The sequence below is a fragment of the Pseudomonas sp. GD03858 genome (assembly GCF_029840925.1).
Classification (GTDB): Bacteria; Pseudomonadota; Gammaproteobacteria; order Pseudomonadales; family Pseudomonadaceae; genus Aquipseudomonas.
Window position 1 is genome coordinate 1 of sequence record NZ_JAOCDM010000077.1, and the last position, 26280, is coordinate 26280.

Genomic DNA, 26280 nt, shown 5'->3' on the forward strand with positions numbered 1-26280 from the left:
GTTCGGCACGTTGCAACAAATGTAGGAGCGGCCTTGCGTCGCGATACGCCGCGCGGGCGGCGCTCGATCTCACAGGCGCAGAACATCCATCGACGAACGCTTTTGGCCTACCCCTTGCAAACGTCAGTAAACCCCACCCTGGGCAATCGGGCTCGCCACTCCTTCCTTGAATACCCCCGCCAACCGCTGCAAGCCGCGCATCAGCACGGTGGTATCCACCCCAACGGCGACAAACGCCGCCCCCAGCTCGATATAGCGCCGCGCAAGTGTCTCGTCGGCACTGAGAATGCCCGCCGCCTTGCCGGCCCGGCCAATCCGCGCGATGGCGCCTTCGATAGCCGCCTGCACTTCGGGATGCCCCGGATTGCCCCGGTGTCCCATGGCCGCGCTCAGGTCCGCCGGCCCGATGAACACCCCGTCCACGCCTTCGACGGCGCAGATTTCGTCCAGGTTTGCCAACCCCTCGCGGTTCTCGATCTGCACCAGCAGGCACACCTGTTCGTCGGCCAGGTCCAGGTAACCGGGGATGCTGTTCCAGCGTGAAGCCCGCGCCAGCGCACTTCCCACACCACGCACACCGTACGGCGGGTAGCGCACCGCACGCACCAGCTGGCGAGCCTGCTCGGCGCTTTCGACCATGGGCACCAGCAGGGTCTGGGCACCGATGTCGAGTAACTGCTTGATCAGCGCGGTATCGCCGATCACCGGCCGCACGATGGGCTGGGCCGGGTAGGGCGCCACGGCCTGCAGCTGGCCGAGCAGGCTGCGCAAGTCGTTGGGCGCGTGCTCGCCGTCGAGCAGCAGCCAATCGAAACCGGCGTTGGCCGCCAGTTCCGCGCAATACGGGTCGGCCAGGCCGAGCCACAGGCCGATCTGCGCCTGGCCGCCGCGCAGGCGTTGCTTGAAGGTGTTGATGGGCATGTCCATGGGCGCTCCTCGTTGAATCAGGGTTTCGGGGGGACACTGTGGGAGCGGGTTTACCCGCGAATGCGATGGCGATGCTGACGACGCTTTCGCGGGTAAACCCGCTCCCACAGGCAGACCTCAGACGAACCGGCAGGCGATCGAGCCCAGCTGGTCATAGTCGACATGGAAGGTGTCGCCCGGGCGCGCGGCCACGGGGCGGGTGAACGAACCGCCGAGAATGATCTGCCCGGCTTCCAGGCCCACGTCGTAGGGGGCCAGTTTGTTGGCCAGCCAGGCCACGCCCTTGGCCGGGTGGTTGAGCACCGCCGCCGAAACCCCGGACTCCTCGATCACACCGTTGCGATACAGCACCGCCGGCACCTTGCGCAGGTCTATGTCGCCCGGTCGCACGGCGCGCCCGCCCATGACCACCCCGGCGTTGGCGGCGTTGTCGGAGATGGTATCGAAGACCTTGCGGGTGGCGCCGCTGACCGGGTCGACCTGCTGTATGCGTGCATCGATGATTTCCAGGGCCGGAATCACCCACTCGGTGGCGTCGAGCACATCGAACAAGGTCACGTTCGGCCCCTTGAGCGGCTTGCCGAGCAGAAAGGCCAGCTCCACCTCGACCCTGGGCACGATGAAGCGCGTGAAGGGAATATCGCTGCCTTCGTCGAAGAACATGTCGTCGAGCAGCGCGCCATAGTCGGGCTCGGTGATGTTCGACGAGACTTGCATGGCGCGAGAGGTCAGGCCGATCTTGTGACCGACCAGCCTGCGGCCGTCCTTGATCTTCTGCGCCACCCAGGCGCGCTGGATGGCGTAGGCGTCCTCGATGCTGATCGAGGGGTGTTCCAGGGAGAACTGGCCGACCTGTTCGCGGGAGCGCTCGGCTTGGTCGAGACGGGCAGCGGCTTGCTGGATGATGTAGGCGTCGAGCATGGAAACCTCAGGGCTGACGGGTGAACAGGGGGTGCAGGCTGCTGTGCTTGGCGTCGTATACCTGCGCCTGGCTTTCATCGATTTGCAGGGTCACGCCGACCGGGCGACGTTCCAGCAGCGCGTTCAGGTGCCGGCGCAAGACAGCCAGCAGCGCATCGCCGACCTGCTGGTGCACCGCGGCGCTGCGGCCGCTGCCCATGCGCAGGTTGGCGTAGACGAAGCCGTAGTCGCCGTGGCCATCGGCGATCGCGGCGTGGGCGGCGGGGTAGGCCAGCACGCGGGTGCCGCCTGTGGGGAACACCTGCCGATCATGTTCGTCGCGCTGGGCGAGCATGCAGTCGGCCAGCGCCCGGCACAGGCCGGGCATATCGGCGTCGGCTTCGATATCCGGGCTGTAGAGCAGGACCAGATGGGGCATCGCGGTGCTCCTTACAGGCGGCTGGTGGAGGCCACGCCGGCCGGGTTCGAGGCTTGGGCGGCAGGAATGCTCGTACCGTCCTGCGCGGTGACCGGGAAGATCGCGTTGATCTGGCCGGTGCCGGAGGAGCCGAAATACGGCGTCACCACCTCGGCCTTGCCGTCGTACTTCGACCAACCCAGGGCACCGAGCAGCATGGCGGTGTCGTGCATGAAGCCTTCGCCGTGGCCCTTGACCGCGTACTCGGGCAGCATCGCGCAGAAATCGGCCCAGTCGCCGTCCTGCCACATGCGCACGACCCGGTGGTCGAGGGTCTCCAGGAACGGGCTCCAGACCTTGGTGGCGAAGTCCGGCGCCTGACCGTTCTGGGCGAAACGGTGCGACAGCGAGCCGCTGGCGAGGAAGGCCACGGTGCCGTCGTAGTGCTCCTCGACCGCCTTGCGCATGGCCCAGCCCAGGCGCGCGCTGTCGTTGAGATAGTGCGAGGTGCACAGCGCCGAGACCGAGACCACCTTGAAATGCCGGTCGGCGTTCATGTAGCGCATCGGCACCAGGGTGCCGTATTCCGGGGCCAGGGTGGTGGCGTCGTGGGCCATGGTTTCCACGCCCTGGCGGTTGCATTCGTCGGCCAGGATCCGTCCCAGTTCGGGGTTGCCGGGGAAGCCATAGGTCATGTTGGCGATGAAGTGCGGCAATTCGTTGCTGGTGTACAGGCCTTCGAAGTGCGCGGCGCAGTTGATGTGGTAGTTGGCGTTGACCAGCCAGTGGGTGTCGAACACGACGATGGTGTCCACGCCCAGTTCGCGGCAGCGCCGGCCGATCTCGTGATGGCCGTCGATGGCCGCCTGGCGAAAGCCCTGGCGCGGGCCGGGCAGTTCGGACAGGTACATCGAGGGCACATGGGTGATCTTGGCGGCGAGAGCGAGCTTGCCCATGGGTATCTCCTGCTGAAGGTTGTTGTTCTTGGTGTCCATGGCGAGGGCTGTGCCCTCGATTCGCGGGTAAACCCGCTCCCACAGGTTCAGCGCTGCCCCTGTGGGAAGTGATGTGAAGCGTTACACGCCCCAGCGTGGAATGTGATGGCTACCCATGGATATACACACGTTCTTGATTTCGGCGAAGACCTCGAAGCTGTATTGCCCGCCTTCGCGGCCGGTACCCGAACCCTTTACGCCACCGAACGGCTGACGCAGGTCGCGCACGTTCTGGCTGTTGATGAACACCATGCCCGCCTCGATACCGCGGGCCAGGCGGTGGGCCTTGCCGATGTCCTGGGTCCAGATGTACGAGGCCAGGCCGTACTCGGTGTCGTTGGCCAGCTGCAGCGCCTCGGCCTCGTCCTTGAACGGGATCAGGCAGACCACCGGGCCGAAGATCTCTTCCTGGGCGATGCGCATCTTGTTGTTCACGTCGGCGAACACCGTCGGCTGGATGAACTGCCCCTTGGCCAGGTGCGCCGGCAGCCCGGCCGGACGCTCCAGGCCTCCAGCCACCAGGCGTGCGCCTTCCTCGAGACCGATGCGGATGTAGCCGGTGACCTTGTCGTAGTGCTGCTGGGTGATCATCGAGCCGACCTGGGTCTTCGGGTCGGTCGGATCGCCGACGATCAGGCGCTTGGCACGGGCGGCGAACTCGCTGACGAACTGCCGATACACGCTTTCCTGGATGAAGATCCGGCTGCCGGCGGTGCAGCGCTCGCCGTTGAGCGAGAAGATGGTGAACAGCGCGGCGTCCAGCGCGCGTTCCAGGTCGGCGTCCTCGAAGATCAGCACCGGCGACTTGCCGCCCAGTTCCATGGAGTACTTCTTCAGGCCTGCGCTCTGCATGATCTTGCGGCCGGTGGCGGTGCCACCGGTGAAGGAGATGGCGCGCACGTCCGGATGACGCACCAGGGCATCACCGGCCGTGGCGCCGTAGCCCTGGATCACGTTCAGCACGCCGTCGGGAATCCCGGCCTCGACCGCCAGGCGGCCCAGCTCGTTGGCCGTCAACGGCGACAGCTCGCTCATCTTCAGCACCGCGGTGTTGCCCAGGGCCAGGCACGGCGCAGTCTTCCAGGTGGCGGTCATGAACGGCACGTTCCACGGCGACACCAGCCCGCACACGCCCACCGGCTGGTACAGGGTGTAGTTGAGCATCTGGTCGTCGACCGGATAGCTGTGGCCGTCCATGCGCGTGCACACTTCGGCGAAGAAGTCGAAGTTGTGCGAGGCCCGGGGGATCAGCACGTTGCGTGTCTGGTGGATCGGCAGGCCGGTGTCCAGGGTCTCCAGCTCGGCCAGCTGCGGGACGTTCTGGTCGATCAGCTCGCCCAGGCGGCGCATCAGCCGGGCACGCTCCTTGGCCGGGGTGTTGGCCCACTTCGGAAAGGCCTGCTTGGCCGCGGCCACGGCCTGGGCGACTTCCTCGGCACCGCCGCTGGCCACCTCGCCGATCGCTTCGCCGGTGGCCGGGTTGTAGTTGATGAAGACATCGCGGCTCTCGACTTCGCGGCCGTTGATCCAGTGCTTGATCATGCTGTTGCCTCTTGTTTGCGGGCGAAGAACTCGGCTTCGCTGACGATCCGGTTGACCAGCCGGCCAACGCCTTGCACCTCGACCACCACTTCGTCGCCCGGCACCACGTCGGCCAGGCCCTCCGGGGTGCCGGTGGCGATCATGTCGCCGGGCTGCAGGGTCATGAAGCTGGAGAAGTATTCGATCAGGTAGGGGATGTCGAAGATCATGTCGGCGGTGCTGCCTTGCTGTTTCAGCTCGCCGTTGATCCAGGTGCGCAGGGTCAGGTTCGACGGGTCCGGCACATCGGCGACATCGACGATCCACGGGCCGACCGGGGTGGTGGCGTCACGGTTCTTCACCCGCAGGTTGGGCCGGTAGTAGTTTTCCAGGTAATCGCGGATGGCGTAGTCGTTGCACACCGTGTAGCCGGCCAGGTACTCGAGGGCATCCTCGCGCCTGACGTTGCGCGCCGGCTTGCCGATCACCGCCACCAGCTCGCACTCGTAGTGCATGTACTTGACGTTGTCCGGGCGCCAGGTGACTTGCTCGTGCCCGGTGTAGGTGCCCGGCGACTTGATGAATGCCAGGGGCTCGGTGGGCGGGGTGAAGGCCAGCTCGGCGGCGTGGTCGGCGTAATTCAGGCCCAGGGCGAACATGCTGCCGGTGGCCGGTGGCAGCCAGGTGACTTGACTGGCGTGGACCAAGCGGCCATCGGCCAGGCGCAGTTGCTGGTCGTGCTCGACGGTGACCTGATGGACCTGGCCGTCGAACTGGATGCGGGCGTGCTTCATGGGGCGAATCCTTGTTCGGCGACGATGGAATTGGTCAGTTGGCCGAGGCCGTCGATCTCGACCGTCACCCGGTCGCCGGGCAGCACATCGACGCGGCCTTCCGGGGTGCCGGTGATCAGCACGTCGCCGGCATGCAAGGTCATGAACTCGCTGATCTCGGCAATCAGTTGCGCCACGCCGCGCACGCAGTTAGCGGTGTTGTTCTGCTGGCGCAACTCGCCGTTGACCCACAGGCGGATGCCCAGCGCATCGGGATTGCCGACCTGCGCGGCCGGCACCAGTTGCGGGCCGAGGGGGCAGAAGCCGTCGCGGCACTTGGCCTTGACCGCAGGGCGGTAGTAGCTGTCCTCGGGCAGGCTGAACTCGTTGACCACGGTGTAGCCCGCCACATGGTCGAGGGCGTTGTCGACACTGACGCGGCTGGCGTGCTTGCCGATCACCACACCCAGCGCAGGCCCCGGCTGCAAGCGTTCGACTCCCGATGGGTAGGTGACCGGTAGGGCGTGGCCATTGCGTGTGTTCGGGGTCTTGATGAACAGCACCGGCTTGACTGGCGGTTGCTGGTAGGGCGCTTCGTGGAAGGACGCCAGGTGCTGTTGCAGCAAGCCCTGGTAGTTCAGGGCGACGCCGAACAGGCTGCCGCTGGCGACCTCATGCAAGGCACGGCTCATGCTTTTCTCCTGCGGTGAGTGAAGCGGTCGAGGACGCTTCATGGTGTTTTTGTTAATGTGTTAACGTTATATTTAATATGTTAACGATCGTCAAGGCATTCGCCGCTGCCCGGTGGTGCTACGATGATTTCCCCGGCGCGTTTCACTGCTGCGAGAACAACAACAATGAAAGAACGACAGCCGATCCCCAACATCAACATCGGGCAGGTCTACGACCAGCGCTACAGCGACAGCGAGGTACACTGCGACCGGCTCGGCAACCTGGCCGGGTTCTTCGGCCGCAACATGCCGGTGCATCGCCACGATCGCTTTTTCCAGGTGCACTACGTGAAGACCGGCAGTGTGCGGGTCTACCTGGACGATCAGCGCTATCACGAATCCGGACCGATGTTCTTCCTCACCCCGCCGACCATTCCCCATGCCTTCGTCACCGAGGCCGATGCCGACGGTTATGTGCTGACCGTGCGCCAGCAGCTGGTCTGGCAACTGCTGCAGGCCGAGCCTGGGCTTGCGCCAGGCCCGCGCCTGCAGCCGGCCTGTGTCGCGCTCGGCCGCTTGCAAGGGCCGGCGGCGGAGGAAGTGCGGCGCCTGGAGCAATTGTTCGAGCTGCTTGGCGACGAGCTCGGCCATGGCCAGGCGGGGCAGGGCACCGCGGTACAGGACCTGGCGCGCCTGGTGATGATCAGTCTGTTGCGTCTGAGCGCCAACTCGCTGACGGCCACGCCGGCCAGGCATGAGGACCTGCAGCTGTTCCACCGCTTCAACGAGCTGATCGAGCACCATTACCTCGACCACTGGACATTGCCGGCCTACGCCGCGGCGCTGGGCGTGACCGAGGCGCGTCTGAACGACGTATGCCGGCGCATCGCCGACCTGCCTTCCAAGCGCCTGGTGTTCGAGCGGCTGATGCAGGAGGCGCGGCGACTGCTGCTGTACTCCGGCGGATCGGCCAACGAAATCTGCTACCGCCTGGGATTCAAGGACCCGGCCTATTTCAGCCGGTTCTTCCAGCGTCATGCGCAGATGACGCCGGGGGAATATCGCCAGCGCCAGACGGCCTTGCGTTGAGAGGGGCATGATGGGACGCCTGCGAGCCATACGCTTCACCTCGATCGTGCGGGGACGCCAGGCGAGAGAAAATGGGCGTTTGGCAGAAGCGCTGGTACTTTTCACAGGGGCTGGACAGCGCGGGTGAAAATGTATTTCACTTTATTAATATCTTAATGAAACCAGTGCCTTATCCTGATGACCAATCCAAGACCTTCCCTGACATTGACCCTGCTGCAAGCCCGCGAAGCAACCATGGCGTTCTTCCGTCCGGCGCTCAACGCCCATGACCTGACCGAGCAGCAATGGCGGGTGATTCGCATCCTGCGTCAGCAGGGCGAGCTGGAGAGCCACCAGTTGGCGGACCTGGCCTGCATTCTCAAGCCGAGCATGAGCGGCGTGCTCAAGCGCCTGGAACGCGACGGCCTGGTAGGCCGGCGCAAGTCGCCGGAGGATCAGCGGCGGATCTTCATCAGCCTGACCGTGCGTGGGCAACAGGCATTCCTGGCGATGAGCGAGGAGATGGAGCGCAACTACCAGGAGATCCAGCGCCAGTTCGGCGCCGACAAGCTGGAACAGTTGATGGGACTACTGAATGAGCTGAAGAAAGTCAGGCCCTGATACCGTGAGCGCTGGTCACCCCTATCGCGGGGCAAGCCCGCTCCCACGGATAAACGTGGGAGCGGGCTTGCCCCGCGATAGGGCCCTTTAGTCGTGTACAGGGTCCTGCTACAGCCCGGCAAGATTCAGCGAATCATCGAGAATCTTCAGCAACGAAGCCGCCCGCCGCGCGTACACCGCCGGGTTCGCGTACAACAACTCCACGTGCAGGCTGTCGATGATGCCAAGGTACGCATCGCCATACAGTTCCAGCTTGTTGCCATCGCCGCGGGCCCAGGCGTGCCGTTCGCGCAGGGCCTGGCAGAAGCCCTGGCGGATCTGTTCCAGGTAGTGCTCGAAGCCGCTGGTAACCACCGGGCGGATCGGCGCCGGTGGCAGAAACGCGGTGCGCAGCACGAAGCGCAGGTTGGCCGAGGCGGCGTAGCGCTCGGCCAGATGCAGCGGGTGCCAGTGCCCCGGCGCCTCCCGGCCTGCCGCTTCATGGGCGAAGCCCGCCTCGACGTAGGCGGTCTCGTCGGCCAGCGCCCGCTCGAAGGCACACACGAACAGCGCGTCCTTGTTGGCGAAATGCGCGTACAGCGAAGCCTTGCGCATGCCCGCCAGGGCGGCGATCTCGTTCAGTGACGAGCCGTCGTAGCCGTGTTCGGCGAAATGGTCGACGGCATGCTCACAGATGCGCGCGGCGGAAGGGGTCAGGGCTTTCAAGGCATCACTCCGGATTGACGCTGTAGTGCGAGGCGCTGATTGTCTTTGCCAAGGTCGCGCGGGTCAAACCAACGATGACCAGGGCGGCGGCGGCCAGCAACCAGGCCCAGGCCGAGGGCCCGACGGTGGCCAGATGCCCGGCCAGCGGCGTGGCGCTGGACGAGATCACCAGTTGCAGGGCGCCGAGCAGGGCGGCCGTCGAGCCGACGTCACGCTGCTGCGAGGACATTGCCAGGGCCATCAAGGTGGCTTCGCAGATCCCCAGGCCGAACAGCGCCAGCACCACGCCAGCCAGCATAGGTGCCAGCCCGGCATCGGCCACGCCCGCGCCGACCATCAGCAGCGCGCCGGCACCCATGCACAGGGCTCCCCACCAGGCCACGCGAGCGACGCCGTGCCGGGTCACCCAGTGGCCGGACAACGCGGCGCCAAGCAAGATGGCGACGCCGCAGCCACCGAACAACAGGCCGAAGTGCGCGCTGGTGAGGCCGAAATGCTGCTGGTACACATAGGCCGAGCCGGCGATGTAGGCGAACAGGAAGAAGAACACCGCCGACAGCGCCAGGGCAGGGCGCAGGAAGGCGCCATCGGCGGCGATGCGCGCATAGGTGCGCCACACCGTGGCTGGCGCCGGACGCACCCGCTGCGCCCGGGGCAGCGTTTCATCGAGCGCCAGCGTCGAGTTGAGCAGGGTCAGCAGGCCCAGGCCGGCCAACACCAGCATGATCGCCCGCCAGCCATAGGCCGCGTCGACCAGGCCACCGAGCGCCGGGGCAAGGATCGGGGCGAGGCCTTCGATGGTCATCAACAGCGCGAAGATCTGCGCCGCCCGCGCGCCCTCGGCGGTGTCGCGCACCATGCTCATGATCACCACCAGGGTGAGGGCGCTGGCCAGCCCCTGCGCCAGGCGCGCCAGCAGCAATAGCTCCAGCGATGGCGCGGCCGCCGCGGCCAGCGACGCCGCACTGAACACCATCAGCCCGACCAGCAGTGGACGTCGACGCCCCAGGGCGTCCACCAGCGGCCCGAACAGCAACTGACCAGCCCCCATGGCCAGCAGGAACACGGTCAAGGTCAGCTGCACCTGGCTGTAACCGGTGGCGAACTCGCGGGCCATCTCCGGCAGGCTGGCCAGGTACATGTCGATGGCCGAAGGGCCAAGGGCGCCGATCAGGGCGAGGGAGGCGGCGAAGCGCAGGTTGGCAGTGCTGGGCATGACGTGTACATCCGTTGAACGAAAAGAAACCTACCGATAGGTAGGCTGGCGAAGCATAGTCAGAATGCCAGGGAGGGTCAACGGCTGCCGCGCGCACCTTTCATCCACTCGCGGCGATTTTCTTTTGAATTTTCCCGCGCAGGACCGATCAGTCAGGGTGTCATCCATGGAAAAAGGAGGGCCTCTCGCGATGCCAAGTCCGCAGCTGTACACCATCGAATACCACCTGCATGGCCAGCCACGGCGGTTCATCATCCGCCTGGAACACCTGGACAATGCCGACGCCTGGCACTGGGCCAGTTGCGACGCGGGGCTGGGCATCATCCCGAAATTCGGGCGCGAGAAGATCAGGAAGGTCAGCCGACCAATGGCCGAACGCTACGGGATCACCGAGGTGCGCTGGCGCGTATGAGCGAACGGTCGCGGCTCAGTTGCCGGAGTACTTCACCGCCGCCGCCGTGCGGGTCGGGACGTTGAGTGTCTTGAGCAGCGACGAGACGTGGATGCGCACGGTGAACGGCGAGATGTCCAGGGCCCGGGCGATCTCCTTGTTGGTCTTGCCTTGGGCGATCAGGCGCAACACGTCCTGCTGACGGTGGGTCAGCTGCTCCAGTTCGCTGGCGGCGGACGGTGGCAACAGCCCGCTGGGCAGGTACCTGACCAGCACTTCCCCTTCGCGAATGGCGAGGATCGTCGCGCCGAATTCTTCCGGGCTGATGCTCTTGCCGATGAAACCATCCGCGCCGGCGGCCATGACCTGGCCGATCACTTCTGGTTCGTCGACCATCGACACGATGATCAGGGTGGTGCGCCGAAATTGCTGGCGCAGCTCGACCAGGCGCCCGATGCAGGTGAGGCCAGGAAAGCGCAAGTCGAGGATCAGCGTGTCGAGCGGATCGCCGTCGCCGGCCAGCCTGAGCACGTCGTGCAGGGTGCCGGCCTGCTCCAGGCGGGCCTCGGGCAGGATGCGCCGCACGGTGCTGACCATGGCCTCCCTGAACAGCGGATGGTCATCCGCCACGATGATGCGACAACTCACGTCCTGTAACTCCCTGTCCTGCGACACATGCTAATTTAGCAGCCAGCTGTGGCCGTTTCTCTGGCCGGATGTGGAAAATGCCTACTGGCGCACAAGGACGTTACCCCATGAAGTTCGAGAAGAACAACGAACTGGATCAAGCCAACCTGCGCATCATCGTCGCCTCGTGTGCGATCACCTATGTCGCGCTGCTGGGTTTCCTGCCGGGTCGTTCGCCCATCACCTATCTGCCGGTGGTGCTCTACTACGCCGCTTTCGTGGTCGTTTCGATCGCCATGCGCCAGGCCATCAAGCGCTGGCCAGGGCACTACCCGGCGCGACGGATCTTCGGCATGCTCGGGGACTACACCGGTACCAGTTTCGGACTGGTGGTCGGCGGCGAGACGGCCTTGCCGCTGTACGCGGTGATGGTGTGGATCAACCTGGGCAACGGCATGCGCTTCGGCTCGCGCTACCTGGCCATCGCCACCGTGCTGGCCCTGGCCTCGTTGCTGGTGGTGTGGCGATTGACGCCGTACTGGCAGGAACAGCCGTTTCTGCTGCCGATGCTGTTGACCACCAGCACGCTGATCCCGTTCTACGCCCACCTGCTCCTGGAGCGCACGCGCAAGGCCACGGCGCTGGCCGAGGCGGCGACCCGCGAGAAATCGCGTTTCCTCGCCCAGGCCAGCCACGACCTGCGCCAGCCCATCCACTCCATCGGCCTGTTCACCGCCTGCCTGCGCGAAGCGCGCCTTGGCGAGGAGGAACGGCGCCTGGTGGACAGCATCGACCGCTCGCTGCACAACGTTTCGCAGCTGTTCCGTTCGATCCTCGACCTCTACACCCTGGACAATGGCCGGGTGCAACCCAAGTGCGAGAGCTTCGCCGTGGATGGCCTGCTGCGCGAATTGCTGCGCCAGAACAGCGAGGCCGCGCGCTGGGCCGGGGTGGAAATGCGCCTCGTGCCAAGCCGCCACTGGACCCGCAGCGATCCAGGCATGCTGACGACCATGGTGCAGAACGTGCTGTCCAACAGCTTCAAGTACGCAGCCGGCCGGCCGTTGCTGATCGGCGTGCGACCGCGTGGCCCTGGGTTGGCCATTGTCGTGTGCGATCAGGGGCGAGGCATCGCCAAGGAGCACCAGGGCAAGGTGTTCGAGGAGTTCTATCGGGTGCGCGAGACACGTGACAAGGATGTCGAAGGCGTGGGCCTGGGGCTGGCCATCGTCAAGCGTCTGGGCCACTTGCTCGGGCTGGAGGTGAGCCTGTCCTCGTGTCCTGGGCATGGTACGACCGTGACCCTGCAGGGCCTGCCCAAGGTGCCCGCGCATGCGCCTCGGGCGAGCAACGAATGGGTGCAAGAGGCGGGGCTGCTGACCGGCCTGCGGGTGTGCCTGGTCGAAGATGATCGCAACGTGCTGCAGGCCACCTCGGCCCTTTTGCGCCGCTGGGGCTGCGAAGTCCAGGCCGTGGCGTCGCCCGATGGCCTGACCAGCGACTGTGATGTGATCGTCGCGGATTACGACCTCGGGCCGCAGGCGACGGGCATCGACTGCATCGACAACCTGCGCGCCCAACGCGGCCGGGCCGTGCCGGCATTGATCATGACCGGGCACGACACCGACCGCTTGCAGGCGGCGTTGCAGGCGCGTGGCATCGAGGTGCTGAGCAAGCCGGTGCGACCGGCCGAGCTGCGTGCGGCCTTGCGTGGCCTCAGGGAAGCGGCGCCGGTCAGCTAGGCCGGCGCCGGCAGGGGTCACTGGAATACCGGGGCCTGGCCTTCTTTCCAGCAAGTCGGCGACGGGGTGGTAAGCCCCATGCCGGCCACGGCGATCATGCCACCGCTGGCCACCTGGCAGTCATAGGTGCCCTTGGCGGTGGTGGCGGTGAAGTAGGTGGTGCTGGAATCACTGCGCACATTGCTGACTTTGCTCACCGGCACGCCGAGGGTGACCTGCGAACGTTGCTTGAGGGTGTCTGCGCTGGGGTTGGCGGTCTGGCAGGCGACCAGGCCGGCGGCCATGGCGAGCACGGCCAGCGGCTTGAGGGTACGGAACATGGCTTTCATCGTGAAGCTTCCTTGGCATTGTTTGAATGCACCGCCCTGGCCGCCAGGAAGGGGATGGACTGGCGGCGAGGGCGATTGGGACGACTATAGCCCCGGGGCCTTGGCAAGCGCTGTAGCTCAGGTGTACTAGATGGCCATTTGCCTGCCTCAGGGCTGGCGAGCGATCAGGATGGCTTCGGCAGGGCGATGGGCGAGCAGTTGTTCGTCCACCAGGCGGTCGGCGTCGGCCAGGTTGGCGACCTGGTACCAATGGCCGGCGGGATGCACGGTGGCGATCGGGCCACGGTTGCAGGGGTACTGGCAGTGCGTGCGGGTGATCAGCACGCCGTCCGCCGTTTCGATCGCCGCCGCCGTGGCCAGGCGCTGACGCACGTGCTTCCACAAGGGCAGGGCGCCGCGTCGCACGCAGCGCGCGCCGATGCACAGGAACAGTTGATGGCGGTGCGGCGGAATGCGTGACCAGTCGGGCTTGGCCGCGACATCGGCCACGCCCGCGCAGCTCGCCTGCTCGTCACCCTGCTCGATCAGCGCGCAGGCGCGGCTCGCCGACAGCGGCTGGCGGCCCAGCAGCGGCGTGCTGACGAACAGCCGCCCGGCGACCTCGGCCGAGCCCGCCAGCTGAGCCAGCTCACTGCGCAGCCAGTCGAGGTAGGCGCTGTCGGCGCTGGGGTCCAGGTCGATCAGCAACAGCGTGCCGCAGCCTTGGTCGATAAAGCGCCGTACCGCCAGCCACAGCGCGTCGAAGCCTGTCGCGGTATCGATCAGGGCATCGACTACCGTGGGGCCGCGCAGCACCAGCAATTGCTGGCGAAAGGTTTCGCTGGCACTGCCGGTGGACAGGTCGGGCCCGACGAACAGCACCTGGTCATGGCTCATTTCAGGGTTTCCTGCGCAGCAGCATGATGAAGAACAACCCACCGATCGCCGCCGTGGCGATGCCGATCGGCAGGTCCTGGGGCGCGATCAGGGTGCGCGCCGCCATGTCCACCCACACCACGAACAGCGCGCCGAGCAGCGCGCAGGCCGGCAGCAGCCGGCGATGTTCGGCACCGACCAGGCGCCGAGCCATGTGCGGCAGCATCAGGCCGACGAAGCCGATGGCCCCGGACAGCGACACCAGTACCCCGGTCAGCAGCGCGCAGCCCACGAACACCTGGGCGCGTACCCGACGGGTGTCGAAGCCCAGGCTCACGGCGGTCTGCTCACCGCTCATCAGCGCATTGAGCGCGCGCGCCAGGCCCATCAGCAGGAGCAACCCGCCCAGCACGGCCAGCGCCGGCAGCCACAGCAGCGACCATTGCGCCAGCCCCAGGCCGCCGAGCATCCAGAACATCACCGAACTGGCCGCGTGTGGATCGCCGGTGTAGAGCAGCAGGTTGGCCAGCGCCATCACTACGAACGACACCGCTACCCCGGCCAGCAGCAGTCGGTCGCTGTCCAGCCGACCGCGCCGGCTGGCCACGCCCATCACCAGCACCATGCAACCCAGCGCCCCGAGGAAGGCCGCCAGCGGCAGGCTGAAGACCCCGGCGAACGGCCCGAGGAACAGCACCACCAGCACCGCCCCCAGCACTGCCCCAGAACTCACGCCCAGCAGGTGCGGGTCGGCCAGCGGATTGCGCGTCACCGCCTGCAGCGCGCCGCCAACCAAGGCCAACCCAGCGCCCACCAGCGCACCGAGCAGCACCCGTGGCGCGCGCAGTTGCCAGACGATCTGCGCCTGGCCGCGGCTGACATCGCCACCCTGGGCGACTCCCAGCGCCTGCAGGACGATATCCAGCACCTTGGCCAACGGCACCTGCGCCGCGCCAAAGCCCAATGACAGCAGGCAGGACAGCAGCAAGGCGACGAGCAGCCCGCCCAGCAGCAGGCGATAGGCTGCCGGGCTGCGCACCGGCATCACTGCCGGGCTCCGGCGAACAGCCGTGGATGCAGGGCGGCCGCCAGGCGCTCGATCGCCGCGGCGTTGTCCACCGAGGGCGTCACCTGCAGGTACGACAGCACCACGAAGCGCCGTTCACGGATGGCGGTGACGTCGCCCAGGGCTGGATGCTGGAGCAGGAAGTCGCGCTTGTGCTGCCAGGATGTCGGTCCGTAGTCGACGATCACGATGACTTCGGGGTCGCGCTCGACCACGCTTTCCCAGCTGACCTCGGTCCAGCTGGCCCGCACGTCGGCCATGACGTTGTCGCCACCTGCCGTGGTGATCAGCGCCTGGGGCATGCCCAGGCGGCCAGAGGTGGTCGGGCGGTCTTCGCCGCTGTCGTAGAGAAAGACCCGGGGCCGGGCGTGCGCGCCGGCCAGTGCAGTGGTCACCCGCGCCACGCGCTGGCGCAGCTCCTCGATCAGGGTTTCGGCCCGAGGGGTCACAGCGAAGATCCGCCCCAGGTTGGCCAGGTCGGTGTACAGGTCGTCGAGGCTCGCGGGCGGCCTGGGCATGATGCGCGAGCAGGACTCGCTGAGCTCGTACACCGGGATCCCGAAGGCCGCCAGGCGCTGCGGGGTGACCGGCCCGCCGACCTGCATGCCGTAGCTCCAGCCGGCGAACAGGAAGTCGGCGTCGGCATCCAGCAGGTTCTCCACCGACGGGTAGCGCGGGGCGAGTTCCGGCAGGCCGCGCAAGGACTGGCGCATCGACGGATCGAGGCTTTTCCAGCCGCTGATGCCGCTGTAGCCGACCATGCGCTCGCGCAGGCCCAGGGCCAGCAGCATGCCGGTCAGGTTGACATCGTGGCTGACGGCCCGCTGCGGGGCATGCGCGAAGGTCACGTCGCGGTCGCAACTGCGCACGCTGACGGGGTAGTCGCCGGCCAGGGCGTGCAGGGGCAGGGCAACGAGCAGGGTGCAGAGCAGGCGCTTCATGCGTGGCTGATCCAGGTGATGCGTGGGTGCTGCCCCACGGGATGGCGGTCGACCAGGGCGTGGACACCGAATACCTCGGCCAGGCACTGCTCGGTCAGGACCTGGGCGGGCGTGCCCTGGGCGACGATGCGCCCTTGCTCGATCACGTACAGCCGATCGCAGTAGGTCGCCGCCAGGTTCAGGTCATGGAAACTGGCCAGCAGGCTCAGGCCGGTACCGCGCAGGTGGTGCAGCAGCGCGAGCTGGTGGCGTGGGTCCAGGTGATTGGTCGGCTCGTCCAGCACCAGCAGGCGCGGCTGCTGGGCCAGGGCGCGGGCCAGCAGCACGCGTTGCTTCTCGCCACCGGACAGGCCGCTGAAGCCCTGCCCGGCAAGCGCGTCCAGGCCCAATTGATGCAGGGCCTGGTCGATCGGCGCCGGGTCGCCGTCACCGTCCAGCCAACCCAGGTGGGGGGTACGGCCCATGGCGACCACGTCGCGCACGCTCAGGCCAAAGTCCTCGGGAAATTCTTGCTGCATGACCGCGATGCGCTGCGCCAGCCAGCGCGGTGGCTGGTGCCAGATGTCCTGGCCCTCGAACAGTACCTGTCCGGCCTGCGGCCGGCTGAAGCGGTAGGCGCAGCGCAGCAGGCTGGTCTTGCCGCTGCCGTTGGGGCCGATCAGGCCGACGCACTCGCCGGGGTGCACGTCGAGGTCGATGCCCTCGAGCAGGGGCGGCGCGCCGGAGAATGGCGACCAACGCAGGCGCTCGATGCGCAGGAGGGGCGAAGCCATGGAAAAGCCACCGTCGCGAAGTGAATGAGCCCGACGGTGAGCGTGCGTGAAGGCATTGCAGACAGCAGGAGGCCGCAAGACCGGCGCGCACCCGCCCACCGCGGGAGTAGCCAACAGGGGTTCCAGGCCGGTCTCCGGGCTTGCGAGGGTCATGGGGCATTCACCTTCCCATGCCGGCGGCACAGTGGTCTGTCGAATGCCTTGCTCGCTTACCGTTGCGGGGGCAGCGCCGGACTACCCGCGCAAGGCGCGGTACCGGCTTCCCGTTTAACCCCTGGCGCGGCGGCCAGGGACACCTGAAAACAAGGGGCGCATCTGAGCATTAATGCGCGGATGAGTCAATGCGCGCACCCTCTGGGAGCGGGTTTGTCGGGACGCCGAACCGTCGCGAAGCAGGCGCCACGGTGAATGGCACCGGCTGCGCCGGTGTTCGCGGCTAAAGCCGCTCCCACAGAGCCCCGCTGAGTCAATGGGTTATGTGCTACTCGCGCTTCGACACCAGCGTCAGGATGTCATAGCTGGCCACCAGCTCACCCAGCTGGTTGGTCACTTCCACATCCCAGGCCACCACGCCCTGGGGCTGCCCCAGCGGGCTGGCCTTGTCCTGGTCGATCTTGCGCTTGCAGGTCAGCCGCGCCTGGATGGTATCGCCGATGCCCACCGGCGTGATGAAGCGCAGGGTGTCCAGGCCGTAGTTGGCCAGCACCGGCCCTTCACCGGGGCTGACGAACAACCCGGCCGCCGCCGACAGCACGAAGTAGCCATGGGCGATGCGCTTGCCGAACTGCGATTGCTTGGCGGCGATGTCATCGAAGTGCATGTAGAAGTGATCGCCCGACAGGCAGCCGAAGCTGACCAGATCGGCTTCGGTGACGGTACGACGGTGAGTGAGCAGCGACTCGCCGATGCGCAGGTCGTCGAAATGACGGCGGAAGGGATGGACCTCGGTCTCGATCACCTCGGCGCCACGCACGTATTCGCCGGTCACGGCCATCAGCATGCTCGGTGAGCCCTGGACCGCGGCGCGCTGCAGGTAGTGCTTCACCGCGCGCAAGCCACCCAGCTCTTCGCCGCCCCCCGCACGCCCTGGGCCGCCGTGCTTGAGTTGCGGCAAAGGCGAGCCGTGGCCGGTGGATTCCTTGGCCGCTTCGCTGTCGAGCACCAGCAGACGCCCGTGCCAGGCGGCCGCAACCGGAATGGCGCGGGCCGCCACGGCGCGGTCGGCGGTCACCAGGGTCGCCACCAGGCTGCCTTTGCCACGGGCGGCCAGGGCCAGGGCTTCATCGAGGTCGTCATAGGCCATCAGCGTGCTGACCGGGCCGAACGCCTCGATATCGTGGGCGCCGCCATCGGCGTGGGGATCACGGGCCAGCAACAGGGTCGGGGCGAAGAACGCGCCTTCGGCCACGCCTTGGCCTACCGGCGCGAAGCCGTCACTGGCGCCCAGCAGCTGGTCGCAGCTGTCCAGCAACAGGCGCACGCGCTCGGCGACGTCGCGTTGCTGATCGTGGGAGGCCAATGCGCCCATGCGCACGCCCTCCACCGAAGGATCGCCCACCACCACCTTGCGCAGACGTTCGCGCAGGCGGCTGGCCACGGCATCGAGATGCCTGGCCGGAACGATCGCACGACGGATTGCCGTGCATTTCTGCCCGGCCTTGGTGGTCATCTCCCGCGCCACTTCCCTGATGTACAGCTCGAATTCCTCGCTGTCGGGACTGACGTCCGGCCCCAGGATCGCGCAGTTGAGCGAGTCGGCCTCGGCAGTGAACGGCACCGAGTGGCGTATCAGGTTCGGCGTGACGCGCAGCTTGGCGGCGGTGTCGGCGGAACCGGTAAAGGTCACCACGTCCTGGCCTTGCAGGCGGTCGAGCAGATCGCCGGTGCTGCCGATCACCAGCTGCAGGCTGCCGGCCGGCAGCAAGCCGGAGGCGTGCATCAGGCGCACCACGGCTTCGCTCAGGTAGCTGGTCGACGTGGCCGGCTTGACGATGCACGGCATGCCGGCGAGGAAGGTCGGGGCGAACTTCTCCAGCATGCCCCAGATCGGGAAGTTGAAGGCGTTGATATGCACGGCCACGCCGGCGCGTGGCACCAGGATGTGGCTGCCGGCGAAATGACCTTGCTTGCCCAGTGGGATCGCCGGGCCTTCATGCACCAGGTTGCCCGACGGCAGGTCGCGTCGGCCCATGCTGGAATAGGCGAACAGCGTGGCGTTGCCGCCCTCGATGTCGATCCAGCTGTCGGCGCGGGTGGCGCCAGAGTGGTGGGAAAGGGCGTACAGCTGTTCCTTGCGTTCGGCCAGGTACAGTGCCAGCGCTTTCAGGCGCGCGGCGCGCTGCTGGAAGTCCATGGCCAGCAACTCTCGCAGGCCCTGGGCGCGGGCGAAGTCCACGGCTTCGGCGAAGTCCGGGCGTTCTTCTGGGCTGTGGGCCAGGATGTGGCCGTCGAGGGCGCTGCGCAGAGCCTGGGCGCCGTGCTGGCCGATCCAGCGACCGGCGATGAAGCTTTGCAGGGTAGGGGCGGCGGACATGCTGTTCTCCAAGCAGTTCTAAAGGACAGGGCGCAGTTACCACAGCGCCAGGGTGTAGCCGATGATCAGGCGGTTCTCGTCCAGGGCGTTGGTCAGGCCGTTGCCAGAGCGGAAGGTGACGTTGCGCCAACGCAGGCTGACGTCCTTGAACGGGCCGCTCTGGATGACGTAGGTGATGTCGGTGTCGCGTTCGCGCTCGCGGCCGTTGCCGACGGTGGCGGTCTCGGCGTGGCGACCGTCGGTGTAACGGGTCATGAAGCTCAGGCCGGGGATGCCCAGCGCGACGAAGTCGTAGTCGTAGCGCAGTTGCCAGGAGTCGATGCCGGCACGGGTGAAGGTGTTGTAGGTCACCAGGTTGACGGTGTACGGATCGCCGCCGTTGAGGAACGGGAAGGCACTGTCGCCGGACATCTGCTGCCAGGTGGCGGTGAACTTGTGCGCCTTGACGCCCAGGGTGAACATGGCGTTGAAGTTGCGGTTGTCGATGCGCCCTGCGCGTTCGGCGCCATCGCCGCGGCTGTCGAAGTAGCGCAGGTCGCCGCGCAGGCTCACGCCTTCGGCCAGGGGCTGAGTGTGCAGCAGCCCGACATACTGCTGGCGATAGATCTCCTCGAGCTTGGCGTAGTAGTAGCTGACGCTGGTCTGCGGGGTGATGGCATAGCTGCCGCCGGCGAAATCGAAGTGATCGCTGCTCGCGGCGCCATAGCCGATATCGTCACGCCCGGAGGAATCGCGCAGGTTGCTCTTGGTCAGGCGTCCGCCGTTGAAGGTCAGCCCATCGAGCTCCTGGCTGGTCAGCAGGCCGCCCTGGAAGGTCGAGGACAGCAGGCGGGTATCGTTGTACACCACCACCGGCAGGATCGGCTGCAAGGTGCCCAGGCGCAGCGTGCTTTTCGACACCCGCAGCTTGGCGGTCAGGCCCAGTTCGCTGTAGTCGTCCACCGGTTCCAGGCTGTTCGGCCCATAGGGCAGCAGGCCGGTATTGCGCCGGTCGCGACTGGAGTCGAGCTTGATGCCCAGCTGGCCCATGGCATCCACGCCGACAGCGACTGGTCCGTCGGTGAAGCCCGACTCGAAGCGCGCGGTGAAGCCCTGGCCCCATTCCTCGGCCTTGTTCTGTGGCGCGTTGTCCTGGCGGAAGTCGCGGTTGATGTAGTGGTTGCGCAGTTCGATGCGCGCGTGACTGTCGTCGATGAAATCCGCCATGGCCGGCAGGGGCAGGGCGAGGGTCGCCAGCCAGGCGGCTGACGTGAGACGCATGCGGTTCATTGTTGTTGTTCCCGATATTGTTATTGTTTTGAGGTCAGTGCTTGCTGGCGCCGGCGGCACCGATGCCGGTCATGGAGCGAATGAACTGGGCCAGGTAGCGTCCGCGCTCTTGGCGAGCGCGCTGCGAGCCGTCGGTCACCGAGAACGCCCAGGCGCCGAGGAAGGCCAGTGACATGGAGAACAGCGCCGGGTTGCTGTAGGGGAACAGCGCCCGTTCGTGGTGCAGCACGTTGACCCATACCGCCGGGCCCAGCACCACCAGCAAGATCGCCGACAACAGGCCGGCCAGGCTGCCGCACACCGCGCCGCGGGTGGTCAGGCCTTTCCAGAACATCGACAGCAGCAGCACCGGGAAATTGACCGAGGCGGCCACCGCCAGCACCAGGCCGGAGAGGAAGGCGATGTTCTGCGACTCGAACAGCAGCCCCAGCACCACCGCGAACAGGCCGATCACCAGGGTGGCGATGCGCGACATGCGCATTTCTTCCCGTTCGCTGGCCTGGCCCTTGCGCACCACGCAGGCGTACAGGTCGTGGGACACCGCCGAGGCGCCGGACAGTGCCAGACCCGCGACCACGGCGAGGATGGTGGCAAAAGCCACCGCCGAAATGAAACCGAGGAACAGGTTGCCGCCCACCGCCTGGGCCAGGTGCACCGCGACCATGTTGCCGCCGCCGATGATCGCGCCCGTGGCGTCGCGGTAGGACGGCTCGGTGCCGACCATGACGATGGCGCCAAAGCCGATGACGATCAGCAGCAGGTAGAAGTAGCCGATGAAGCCGGTGGCGTAGAACACGCTCTTGCGCGCTTCCTTGGCGTCGCTGACGGTGAAGAAGCGCATGAGGATGTGCGGCAGGCCGGCGGTGCCGAACATCATGCCCAGGCCCAGGGAAATGGCGTCCACCGGATTGGACAGCAGCGCCCCCGGGGCCATGATCGCCTGGCCCTTGGCATGCACCGCCACGGCGCTGGCGAACATCGCCTCGGTGCTGAAGCCGAAGTGCCGGAGCACCATGAACGCCATGAAGGTGGTGCCCGACAGCAGCATCACCGCCTTGATGATCTGCACCCAGGTGGTGGCGAGCATGCCGCCGAAGGTGACGTACAGCACCATCAGCACGCCCACCAGCATCACCGCGTACAGGTAGCTGATGCCGAACAGCAGCTCGATCAGCTTGCCGGCGCCGACCATCTGCGCCACCAGGTACATCAGCGCCACGGCCAGGGTGCCGAAGGCCGAGGTCAGGCGTACCGGGGCCTGGGCCAGGCGATAGGAGACCACGTCGGCGAAGGTGTACTTGCCCAGGTTGCGCAGGCGCTCGGCGATCAGGAACAGGATGATCGGCCAGCCGGCCAGCACGCCCAGGGCGTAGAGCAGGCCATCGTAGCCGTTCATGAACATCATCGCCGAGATGCCGAGGAAGGACGCGGCGCTGATCATGTCGCCGGCGATCGCCAGGCCGTTCTGCATGCCGGTCAGGCCGCCGCCGGCGGTGTAGAAGTCGCTGGCCGAGCGGGTGCGCAGGGCGGCCCAGCGGGTCACCAGCAGGGTGAAGCAGACGAACACCAGGAACATCGAGATGGCGGTCCAGTTCATCGTGCGCACTCCTGCCGGACCTGGTCGTTGAGCGGGTCGATGACGCGGTTGGCGCGATGCATGTAGATGCCGGTGAGGGCGAAGGACAGCAGCACCATCAACACCCCGACCAGCATGCCGACGCTGGTCACGCCGCCGCTCAGGGACTGGCCGAGTACCCCGGGGGCGAAGGCCACCAGCAGGACGAAGCCGTAGTAGGCGACAAGCATGGTCAGGGTCAGTGAGCCGTTGAGGCGGCGTTTGCGCTTGATCAGTTGGCGGAAGGCGGGGTGATTGCTGATGGACTCGAGGTGTTCGGGTGTCATGGGAGCGTTCTCTCTGGTTGTTGTAATTGTTTTTTCAGGTCACGCGGGTGTTGCTTGCACCGCCCCTGTAGGAGCGGCCTTGTGTCGCGAAAGGGCTGCGCAGCAGCCCCGGCAATATTTGCAATGTTGCAGATCCCGGGGACCGCTTTGCGGTCCTTTCGCGACGCAAGGCCGCTCCTACAGGGATACAGGCGCCTCGGCGTCAAAGCTGATCGAAATCGAGCACCACCTTGTCGCTCAACGGGAAGGTCTGGCACGACAGCACGTACCCGGCCGCCACTTCGTAGTCTTCCAGGGCATGGTTGCTGTCCATCTCCACCTCGCCTTCGATCACCTTGCACTTGCAGGTCGAGCACACGCCGGCCTTGCACGAGTAGGGCAGTTCGGCGCCGATGGCGTTGCCGGCGTCGAGCACGCTCTGGGTGTTGCGCGGCAGATCGAAGGCCAGCGCGCGACCATCGCTGATCACGGTGACATGACTGACTGCCGAGTCCACCTGGCGCGCCGCCTCGCGGGCCTCGCGACGGGCTTGGCCACCGGCTGCGGCGAACAGCTCGAAATGGATGCGCTCGTTGGCCAGGCCATTGGCCCGCAGGCTGTCGCGCACGGTCTCGGTCATGGCCTGGGGACCACAGATAAACGCGGCGTCCAGCGCTTTCACGTCGAGCCAGCGGGAGAACAGCTGCGCGCACTTGTCGCTATCGATGCGGCCGTTGTACAAGTCGACATCCTGCTGTTCGCGGCTGAACACGAAGATCAGGTTGAGGCGCTCCAGGTACTGGTTCTTCAGGTCTTCCAGGCGATCGCGGAACAGCGCGCTGTTGCTGGCTCGGTTGCCATACAGCAAGGTGAAGCGGCTGTGCGGTTCGCTGGCCAACGTCGTGGCGATCAGCGACAGGATCGGCGTGATGCCGCTGCCGGCGGCCACGCCGAGGTAATGACCGCGCCGCGCCGGGTCCAGCGGCACGAAGAAGCTGCCCGACGGCGGCATCACCTCGAGCTGCTGGCCGGCCTTGAGCACTTCGTTGGCAAAGGCCGAGAAGCGCCCGCCCGGCACGCGCTTGACCGCGACCCGCAGTTCGCCATCCTGTACAGCGCTGCAGATCGAGTAGGAGCGGCGCACCTCTTCATCGTCCAGGTGGGTGCGCATCACCAGGTATTGGCCCTGGGTAAAACGGAAATCGCCTTGCAGGTGCGCGGGCACATCGAAGGCGATGGACACCGCGTCGCGGGTCTCCTGACGCACTTGCTTGACGGTCAGGCGGTGAAACTGGCTCATGGCGTTCTCCACGGCTCACAGGCATTTGAAATAGTCGAACGGTTCCAGGCAGGCGCGGCAGCGATACAGGGCCTTGCAGGCGGTGGAGCCGAACTGGCTGAGCAGTTCGGTGTCGCTGCTGGCGCATTGCGGGCAGCACACCCTGGGTTGCCCGTGCAAACTGGCGCTGCCGGCAGGCGGGGCGATGCCATAGGCGCGCAGGCGTTCGCGACCTTGGTCGCTGATCCAGTCGGTGCTCCAGGCTGGAGTGAGCCGACGCTCCAGGGCCGGTTCGGCGAATCCGGCCTGCTCCAGTGCCTGGCGAATCTCCTGCTCGATCACCTCGGTGGCCGGGCAGCCGGAATAGGTCGGGGTGACCACCAGGTGCAGGTGGCCTGCACGCCAGGCCAGGTCGCGGACGATGCCAAGGTCGACGACGCTGACCACCGGCACTTCCGGATCCATCACCTCGGTCAGCACCGTCCAGGCGTGGGCCAGGTCGCCGTCGCGCATGGCGCGGGCGCCCCGATCGCCGGCAATCAGCTCACCAGGTCGCATCGGGATAGGCTCGCGGCAGGAACTGCATCTCGGCCAGCAGCAGGCCCAAGTGCTCGGTGTGCAACCCCTTGCGTCCATCGAGATAGAAGTGGCCCGCGGGCTGGGGTAGCGGCAGCTCGACCGAGGCGAAGATCGCGCCGACCGTGGCCAGCCAACGGCGGGCGACCTGCGTCGGCTCGGCGGCGATGCCGGCCTGGGCCAGTTGCGCCTCGCCGTCGCTGGCGGCGGTCAGCTCGACGGTGAAGCGCCACAGCGGCGCGATGGCATCGAGCATGCGCCGACGGCTTTGCTCGGTGCCGCCGCCCAGGCGCTGCACCCACTCGCCCGAGCGGCGCAGGTGGTAGGTCACCTCCTTGCAGGCCTTGGCGGCGATGCCGGCGATGCGCTCGTCGCGCGAGGCGCACAGGTCTTCGAGCACGGCGTGGTGCCAGGCGTCGTAGAGAAACTGCTTGAGCATGGTCACGGCATAGTCGCCGTTGGGCTGCTCGACCAGCAGCAGGTTGCGCAAGGCGCGCTCGTCGCGACGAAACGCCAGGGCATCGGCATCGCGGCCATCGTCGAGCAGCTCGGCGGCGTATTCCAGCCAGTTGCGGGCCTGGCCAACCAGGTCGAGGCCGACGTTCATCAACGCCAGTTCTTCCTCCAGCGCCGGCGCCTTGCCGCACCACTCGCACAGGCGCTGGCCCTGGATCAGGGCACTGTCGCCGAGCAGCAGCAGGTATTGAATCAGTGCTTGCTTGTGCATGGCGCGCCTCACATATGGCCGACTTCGGCGGGCAGCTCGTAGAAGCTGGCGTGCCGGTAGACCTTGTCGTCGGCCGGGGCGAACAGCGGGTCTTTCTCGTCGGGCGAGGAGGCGATGATCAGTGCCGAAGGCACTACCCACAGGCTGACGCCTTCGCTGCGGCGGGTATAGAGCTCACGGGCATTCTCGATGGCCATGGCGGCGTCGGCGGCATGCACGCTGCCGACGTGCTTGTGGTTCAGGCCGTGCTTGCTGCGCACGAAGACTTCGTAAAGGGTCCAGGTGGACATGGTGGTTCCTCGGTATCGCGGGCCGCCTCAGGCGGCGTTCTTGTTCTGTTGCTTGCGGGCGTAGGCCACGGCGGCCTCGCGGACCCAGGCGCCGCTTTCGATGGCATCGCGGCGCTTGGCCAGGCGTTCCTGGTTGCACGGGCCGTTGCCCTTGATCACGTCGTAGAACTCGTCCCACTGGATCTCGCCGAAGTCATAGTGACCACGGGCTTCGTTCCACTTGAGCGCCGGATCCGGCGCGGTGCAGCCGAGCAGCTCGAGCTGGGGCACGGTCTGGTCGATGAAGCGCTGGCGCAGCTCGTCGTTGGTCTGGCGCTTGATCTTCCAGGCCATGGACTGGGCGCTGTTGGGCGAGTGTTCGTCGCTGGGGCCGAACATCATCAGCGCTGGCCACCACAGGCGGTCGATGGCGTCCTGGACCATGTCCTTCTGCGCCTGGGTGCCGTGGCGCATCATCGTCAGCAGCAGCTCGTAGCCCTGGCGCTGGTGGAAGCTCTCTTCCTTGCAGATGCGAATCATGGCGCGGGAATAGGGGCCGTAGGAGGTGCGCTGCAGCACCACCTGGTTGACGATCGCCGCGCCGTCGACCAGCCAGCCCACCGCGCCCATGTCGGCCCAGGTCAGGGTCGGGTAGTTGAAGATGCTCGAATACTTGGCCTTGCCGCTGTGCAGCTTGGCGATCTCTTCGTCGCGGTCGGCGCCCAGGGTTTCCATGGCGCTGTACAGGTACAGGCCATGGCCGGCCTCGTCCTGGATCTTGGCCATCAGTTGCAGCTTGCGCTTGAGCGACGGGGCGCGGGTGACCCAGTTGCCCTCCGGGAGCATGCCGACGATCTCGGAGTGGGCGTGCTGGGAAATCTGGCGGATGAGGGTTTGACGGTAGGCGTCGGGCATCCAGTTCTTGGCCTCGATCTTGATCTCGGCGTCGATCTTTTCCTGGAAGGCGCGCTCTTCGGGCGACATCTCTTCCAAGGTCTTGAGGCGCTTGACGCCGGTTTCCACTAGCTGTGCGTACATGTTCGGGCTCCCGGTTGTGGGCTGCTTGCGGCATGGGTCATTTATAAGCGATACAAAACACAACATCAAACAGTATTTGATGTATCAAATATGATTTGTGTATCGCTTTGAGGTTTCCGGGGCTGCTGCGCAGCCCTTTCGCGGCACAAGGCCGCTCCTACAGGGGGGG

27 protein-coding genes, 1 pseudogene and 1 riboswitch are annotated in these 26280 nt (G+C 66.5%); of the genes and pseudogenes, 4 read left to right on the forward strand and 24 right to left on the reverse strand.

Annotated elements, in window-relative coordinates; all coding sequences use genetic code 11:
* Positions 1–123 precede the first annotated feature (123 nt).
* From hpaI to N5D48_RS18110, 7 genes are all read right to left on the reverse strand, one after another.
* On the reverse strand, positions 124–927 hold the full coding sequence (hpaI, locus tag N5D48_RS18080; RefSeq protein ID WP_279886868.1) for a 4-hydroxy-2-oxoheptanedioate aldolase: 804 nt from the start codon (positions 925–927) through the stop codon (positions 124–126).
* A gap of 117 nt (positions 928–1044) precedes the next feature.
* The gene (gene hpaH, locus N5D48_RS18085; RefSeq protein WP_279886870.1) at positions 1045–1848 is read right to left on the reverse strand and encodes a 2-oxo-hept-4-ene-1,7-dioate hydratase; all 804 of its coding nucleotides are present in this window, start codon (positions 1846–1848) and stop codon (positions 1045–1047) included.
* 7 nt (positions 1849–1855) lie between these two features.
* Entirely contained in the window at positions 1856–2266 is a 411-nt protein-coding gene (locus N5D48_RS18090) for a 5-carboxymethyl-2-hydroxymuconate isomerase (protein ID WP_279886872.1), read from the reverse strand.
* 11 nt (positions 2267–2277) lie between these two features.
* A complete protein-coding gene (gene hpaD, locus N5D48_RS18095) occupies positions 2278–3201 on the reverse strand; it encodes a 3,4-dihydroxyphenylacetate 2,3-dioxygenase (protein WP_279886874.1) in 924 nt (307 codons plus the stop codon).
* A gap of 120 nt (positions 3202–3321) precedes the next feature.
* Complete coding sequence (gene hpaE, locus N5D48_RS18100) at positions 3322–4782, reverse strand: 5-carboxymethyl-2-hydroxymuconate semialdehyde dehydrogenase (protein WP_279886875.1); 1461 nt, start codon at positions 4780–4782, stop codon at positions 3322–3324.
* Positions 4779–5555 carry a fumarylacetoacetate hydrolase family protein gene (locus N5D48_RS18105; protein WP_279886877.1) on the reverse strand — a complete coding sequence of 259 codons (777 nt, stop codon included), beginning with the start codon at positions 5553–5555 and terminating at the stop codon, positions 4779–4781. Before N5D48_RS18105 ends, hpaE begins: the two co-directional genes overlap by 4 nt.
* Positions 5552–6226 carry a fumarylacetoacetate hydrolase family protein gene (locus tag N5D48_RS18110; RefSeq protein ID WP_279886878.1) on the reverse strand — a complete coding sequence of 225 codons (675 nt, stop codon included), beginning with the start codon at positions 6224–6226 and terminating at the stop codon, positions 5552–5554. Before N5D48_RS18110 ends, N5D48_RS18105 begins: the two co-directional genes overlap by 4 nt.
* A gap of 165 nt (positions 6227–6391) precedes the next feature.
* Between N5D48_RS18110 and hpaA the strand changes: the two genes are divergently transcribed.
* Both hpaA and hpaR read left to right on the forward strand, forming a co-directional pair.
* Positions 6392–7294, forward strand: coding sequence for a 4-hydroxyphenylacetate catabolism regulatory protein HpaA (gene hpaA, locus N5D48_RS18115; RefSeq protein ID WP_279886879.1), 903 nt, complete (start codon positions 6392–6394; stop codon positions 7292–7294).
* 177 nt (positions 7295–7471) lie between these two features.
* On the forward strand, positions 7472–7894 hold the full coding sequence (gene hpaR, locus N5D48_RS18120) for a homoprotocatechuate degradation operon regulator HpaR (RefSeq protein ID WP_279886881.1): 423 nt from the start codon (positions 7472–7474) through the stop codon (positions 7892–7894).
* Positions 7895–8002: 108 nt separating this feature from the next.
* On the opposite strand, the gene N5D48_RS18125 is transcribed toward hpaR, so the two are convergent.
* Entirely contained in the window at positions 8003–8599 is a 597-nt protein-coding gene (locus N5D48_RS18125; RefSeq protein WP_279886882.1) for a TetR/AcrR family transcriptional regulator, read from the reverse strand.
* 4 nt (positions 8600–8603) lie between these two features.
* Positions 8604–9815: a Bcr/CflA family efflux MFS transporter gene (locus tag N5D48_RS18130; RefSeq protein WP_279886884.1), complete on the reverse strand. Its 1212-nt coding sequence runs from the start codon at positions 9813–9815 to the stop codon at positions 8604–8606.
* A gap of 190 nt (positions 9816–10005) precedes the next feature.
* On the opposite strand from N5D48_RS18130, the gene N5D48_RS18135 reads away from it, so the two are divergent.
* On the forward strand, positions 10006–10227 hold the full coding sequence (locus N5D48_RS18135; protein ID WP_279886886.1) for a DUF6555 family protein: 222 nt from the start codon (positions 10006–10008) through the stop codon (positions 10225–10227).
* Between the two features lie 15 nt (positions 10228–10242).
* Here N5D48_RS18135 and N5D48_RS18140 read toward each other — a convergent pair whose 3' ends face one another.
* Positions 10243–10854, reverse strand: coding sequence for a response regulator transcription factor (locus N5D48_RS18140; RefSeq protein WP_279886888.1), 612 nt, complete (start codon positions 10852–10854; stop codon positions 10243–10245).
* A 107-nt stretch (positions 10855–10961) separates the two neighbouring features.
* Here N5D48_RS18140 and N5D48_RS18145 point away from each other — a divergent pair, with 107 nt between their 5' ends.
* Complete coding sequence (locus N5D48_RS18145; RefSeq protein ID WP_279886890.1) at positions 10962–12575, forward strand: hybrid sensor histidine kinase/response regulator; 1614 nt, start codon at positions 10962–10964, stop codon at positions 12573–12575.
* A 17-nt stretch (positions 12576–12592) separates the two neighbouring features.
* On the opposite strand, the gene N5D48_RS18150 is transcribed toward N5D48_RS18145, so the two are convergent.
* The 14 genes and pseudogenes from N5D48_RS18150 to paaA all read right to left on the reverse strand — a co-directional run bounded on the left by N5D48_RS18150 (position 12593) and on the right by paaA (position 26111).
* Positions 12593–12904 (reverse strand): hypothetical protein, encoded by a 312-nt coding sequence (locus N5D48_RS18150; protein ID WP_279886892.1) that lies wholly within the window; start codon positions 12902–12904, stop codon positions 12593–12595.
* 147 nt (positions 12905–13051) lie between these two features.
* A complete protein-coding gene (locus N5D48_RS18155) occupies positions 13052–13780 on the reverse strand; it encodes a (2Fe-2S) ferredoxin domain-containing protein (protein ID WP_279886894.1) in 729 nt (242 codons plus the stop codon).
* A 1-nt stretch (position 13781) separates the two neighbouring features.
* Positions 13782–14807 (reverse strand): iron ABC transporter permease, encoded by a 1026-nt coding sequence (locus N5D48_RS18160; RefSeq protein WP_279886896.1) that lies wholly within the window; start codon positions 14805–14807, stop codon positions 13782–13784.
* Positions 14804–15766, reverse strand: coding sequence for an ABC transporter substrate-binding protein (locus N5D48_RS18165; protein ID WP_279886897.1), 963 nt, complete (start codon positions 15764–15766; stop codon positions 14804–14806). Before N5D48_RS18165 ends, N5D48_RS18160 begins: the two co-directional genes overlap by 4 nt.
* Positions 15763–16539 (reverse strand): ABC transporter ATP-binding protein, encoded by a 777-nt coding sequence (locus N5D48_RS18170; RefSeq protein ID WP_279886898.1) that lies wholly within the window; start codon positions 16537–16539, stop codon positions 15763–15765. The genes N5D48_RS18165 and N5D48_RS18170 overlap by 4 nt, the downstream gene beginning before the upstream one ends.
* A gap of 107 nt (positions 16540–16646) precedes the next feature.
* Positions 16647–16854: riboswitch (cobalamin riboswitch) on the reverse strand.
* 166 nt (positions 16855–17020) lie between these two features.
* The gene (gene paaZ, locus N5D48_RS18175; protein WP_279886900.1) at positions 17021–19072 is read right to left on the reverse strand and encodes a phenylacetic acid degradation bifunctional protein PaaZ; all 2052 of its coding nucleotides are present in this window, start codon (positions 19070–19072) and stop codon (positions 17021–17023) included.
* Between the two features lie 36 nt (positions 19073–19108).
* The gene (locus N5D48_RS18180) at positions 19109–20341 is read right to left on the reverse strand and encodes an OprD family porin (RefSeq protein WP_279886902.1); all 1233 of its coding nucleotides are present in this window, start codon (positions 20339–20341) and stop codon (positions 19109–19111) included.
* A 34-nt stretch (positions 20342–20375) separates the two neighbouring features.
* Positions 20376–21944: pseudogene (locus tag N5D48_RS18185) on the reverse strand (cation acetate symporter); the annotation flags it as partial.
* On the reverse strand, positions 21935–22243 hold the full coding sequence (locus tag N5D48_RS18190) for a DUF485 domain-containing protein (protein WP_279886904.1): 309 nt from the start codon (positions 22241–22243) through the stop codon (positions 21935–21937). The gene N5D48_RS18190 and the pseudogene N5D48_RS18185, both read right to left, overlap by 10 nt.
* A 202-nt stretch (positions 22244–22445) precedes the next feature.
* Positions 22446–23522 carry a 1,2-phenylacetyl-CoA epoxidase subunit PaaE gene (paaE, locus tag N5D48_RS18195; protein WP_279886906.1) on the reverse strand — a complete coding sequence of 359 codons (1077 nt, stop codon included), beginning with the start codon at positions 23520–23522 and terminating at the stop codon, positions 22446–22448.
* A 15-nt stretch (positions 23523–23537) separates the two neighbouring features.
* Complete coding sequence (gene paaD, locus N5D48_RS18200) at positions 23538–24059, reverse strand: 1,2-phenylacetyl-CoA epoxidase subunit PaaD (RefSeq protein ID WP_279886907.1); 522 nt, start codon at positions 24057–24059, stop codon at positions 23538–23540.
* Positions 24046–24804 carry a 1,2-phenylacetyl-CoA epoxidase subunit PaaC gene (paaC, locus tag N5D48_RS18205; RefSeq protein WP_279886909.1) on the reverse strand — a complete coding sequence of 253 codons (759 nt, stop codon included), beginning with the start codon at positions 24802–24804 and terminating at the stop codon, positions 24046–24048. Before paaC ends, paaD begins: the two co-directional genes overlap by 14 nt.
* Positions 24805–24812: 8 nt before the next feature.
* Positions 24813–25094 (reverse strand): 1,2-phenylacetyl-CoA epoxidase subunit PaaB, encoded by a 282-nt coding sequence (paaB, locus tag N5D48_RS18210; RefSeq protein ID WP_134690727.1) that lies wholly within the window; start codon positions 25092–25094, stop codon positions 24813–24815.
* 27 nt (positions 25095–25121) lie between these two features.
* Positions 25122–26111, reverse strand: coding sequence for a 1,2-phenylacetyl-CoA epoxidase subunit PaaA (gene paaA / locus N5D48_RS18215; RefSeq protein WP_279886912.1), 990 nt, complete (start codon positions 26109–26111; stop codon positions 25122–25124).
* Positions 26112–26280 lie beyond the last annotated feature (169 nt).

What these genes read in the sequence shown, in the direction of transcription:
- paaC (WP_279886909.1), bottom strand. Translation starts at nt 24,804, where the DNA reads ATGCACAAGCAAGCACTGATTCAATACCTGCTGCTGCTCGGCGACAGT.
- N5D48_RS18150 (WP_279886892.1), bottom strand. Translation starts at nt 12,904, where the DNA reads ATGAAAGCCATGTTCCGTACCCTCAAGCCGCTGGCCGTGCTCGCCATG.
- hpaI (WP_279886868.1), bottom strand. Translation starts at nt 927, where the DNA reads ATGGACATGCCCATCAACACCTTCAAGCAACGCCTGCGCGGCGGCCAG.
- N5D48_RS18170 (WP_279886898.1), bottom strand. Translation starts at nt 16,539, where the DNA reads ATGGCTTCGCCCCTCCTGCGCATCGAGCGCCTGCGTTGGTCGCCATTC.
- N5D48_RS18090 (WP_279886872.1), bottom strand. Translation starts at nt 2,266, where the DNA reads ATGCCCCATCTGGTCCTGCTCTACAGCCCGGATATCGAAGCCGACGCC.
- hpaH (WP_279886870.1), bottom strand. Translation starts at nt 1,848, where the DNA reads ATGCTCGACGCCTACATCATCCAGCAAGCCGCTGCCCGTCTCGACCAA.
- N5D48_RS18110 (WP_279886878.1), bottom strand. Translation starts at nt 6,226, where the DNA reads ATGAGCCGTGCCTTGCATGAGGTCGCCAGCGGCAGCCTGTTCGGCGTC.
- N5D48_RS18135 (WP_279886886.1), top strand. Translation starts at nt 10,006, where the DNA reads ATGCCAAGTCCGCAGCTGTACACCATCGAATACCACCTGCATGGCCAG.
- hpaD (WP_279886874.1), bottom strand. Translation starts at nt 3,201, where the DNA reads ATGGGCAAGCTCGCTCTCGCCGCCAAGATCACCCATGTGCCCTCGATG.
- paaE (WP_279886906.1), bottom strand. Translation starts at nt 23,522, where the DNA reads ATGAGCCAGTTTCACCGCCTGACCGTCAAGCAAGTGCGTCAGGAGACC.
- N5D48_RS18165 (WP_279886897.1), bottom strand. Translation starts at nt 15,766, where the DNA reads ATGAAGCGCCTGCTCTGCACCCTGCTCGTTGCCCTGCCCCTGCACGCC.
- N5D48_RS18145 (WP_279886890.1), top strand. Translation starts at nt 10,962, where the DNA reads ATGAAGTTCGAGAAGAACAACGAACTGGATCAAGCCAACCTGCGCATC.
- hpaE (WP_279886875.1), bottom strand. Translation starts at nt 4,782, where the DNA reads ATGATCAAGCACTGGATCAACGGCCGCGAAGTCGAGAGCCGCGATGTC.
- N5D48_RS18105 (WP_279886877.1), bottom strand. Translation starts at nt 5,555, where the DNA reads ATGAAGCACGCCCGCATCCAGTTCGACGGCCAGGTCCATCAGGTCACC.
- paaB (WP_134690727.1), bottom strand. Translation starts at nt 25,094, where the DNA reads ATGTCCACCTGGACCCTTTACGAAGTCTTCGTGCGCAGCAAGCACGGC.
- N5D48_RS18180 (WP_279886902.1), bottom strand. Translation starts at nt 20,341, where the DNA reads ATGAACCGCATGCGTCTCACGTCAGCCGCCTGGCTGGCGACCCTCGCC.
- paaZ (WP_279886900.1), bottom strand. Translation starts at nt 19,072, where the DNA reads ATGTCCGCCGCCCCTACCCTGCAAAGCTTCATCGCCGGTCGCTGGATC.
- N5D48_RS18130 (WP_279886884.1), bottom strand. Translation starts at nt 9,815, where the DNA reads ATGCCCAGCACTGCCAACCTGCGCTTCGCCGCCTCCCTCGCCCTGATC.
- paaD (WP_279886907.1), bottom strand. Translation starts at nt 24,059, where the DNA reads ATGCGACCTGGTGAGCTGATTGCCGGCGATCGGGGCGCCCGCGCCATG.
- N5D48_RS18155 (WP_279886894.1), bottom strand. Translation starts at nt 13,780, where the DNA reads ATGAGCCATGACCAGGTGCTGTTCGTCGGGCCCGACCTGTCCACCGGC.
- hpaA (WP_279886879.1), top strand. Translation starts at nt 6,392, where the DNA reads ATGAAAGAACGACAGCCGATCCCCAACATCAACATCGGGCAGGTCTAC.
- paaA (WP_279886912.1), bottom strand. Translation starts at nt 26,111, where the DNA reads ATGTACGCACAGCTAGTGGAAACCGGCGTCAAGCGCCTCAAGACCTTG.
- N5D48_RS18190 (WP_279886904.1), bottom strand. Translation starts at nt 22,243, where the DNA reads ATGACACCCGAACACCTCGAGTCCATCAGCAATCACCCCGCCTTCCGC.
- hpaR (WP_279886881.1), top strand. Translation starts at nt 7,472, where the DNA reads ATGACCAATCCAAGACCTTCCCTGACATTGACCCTGCTGCAAGCCCGC.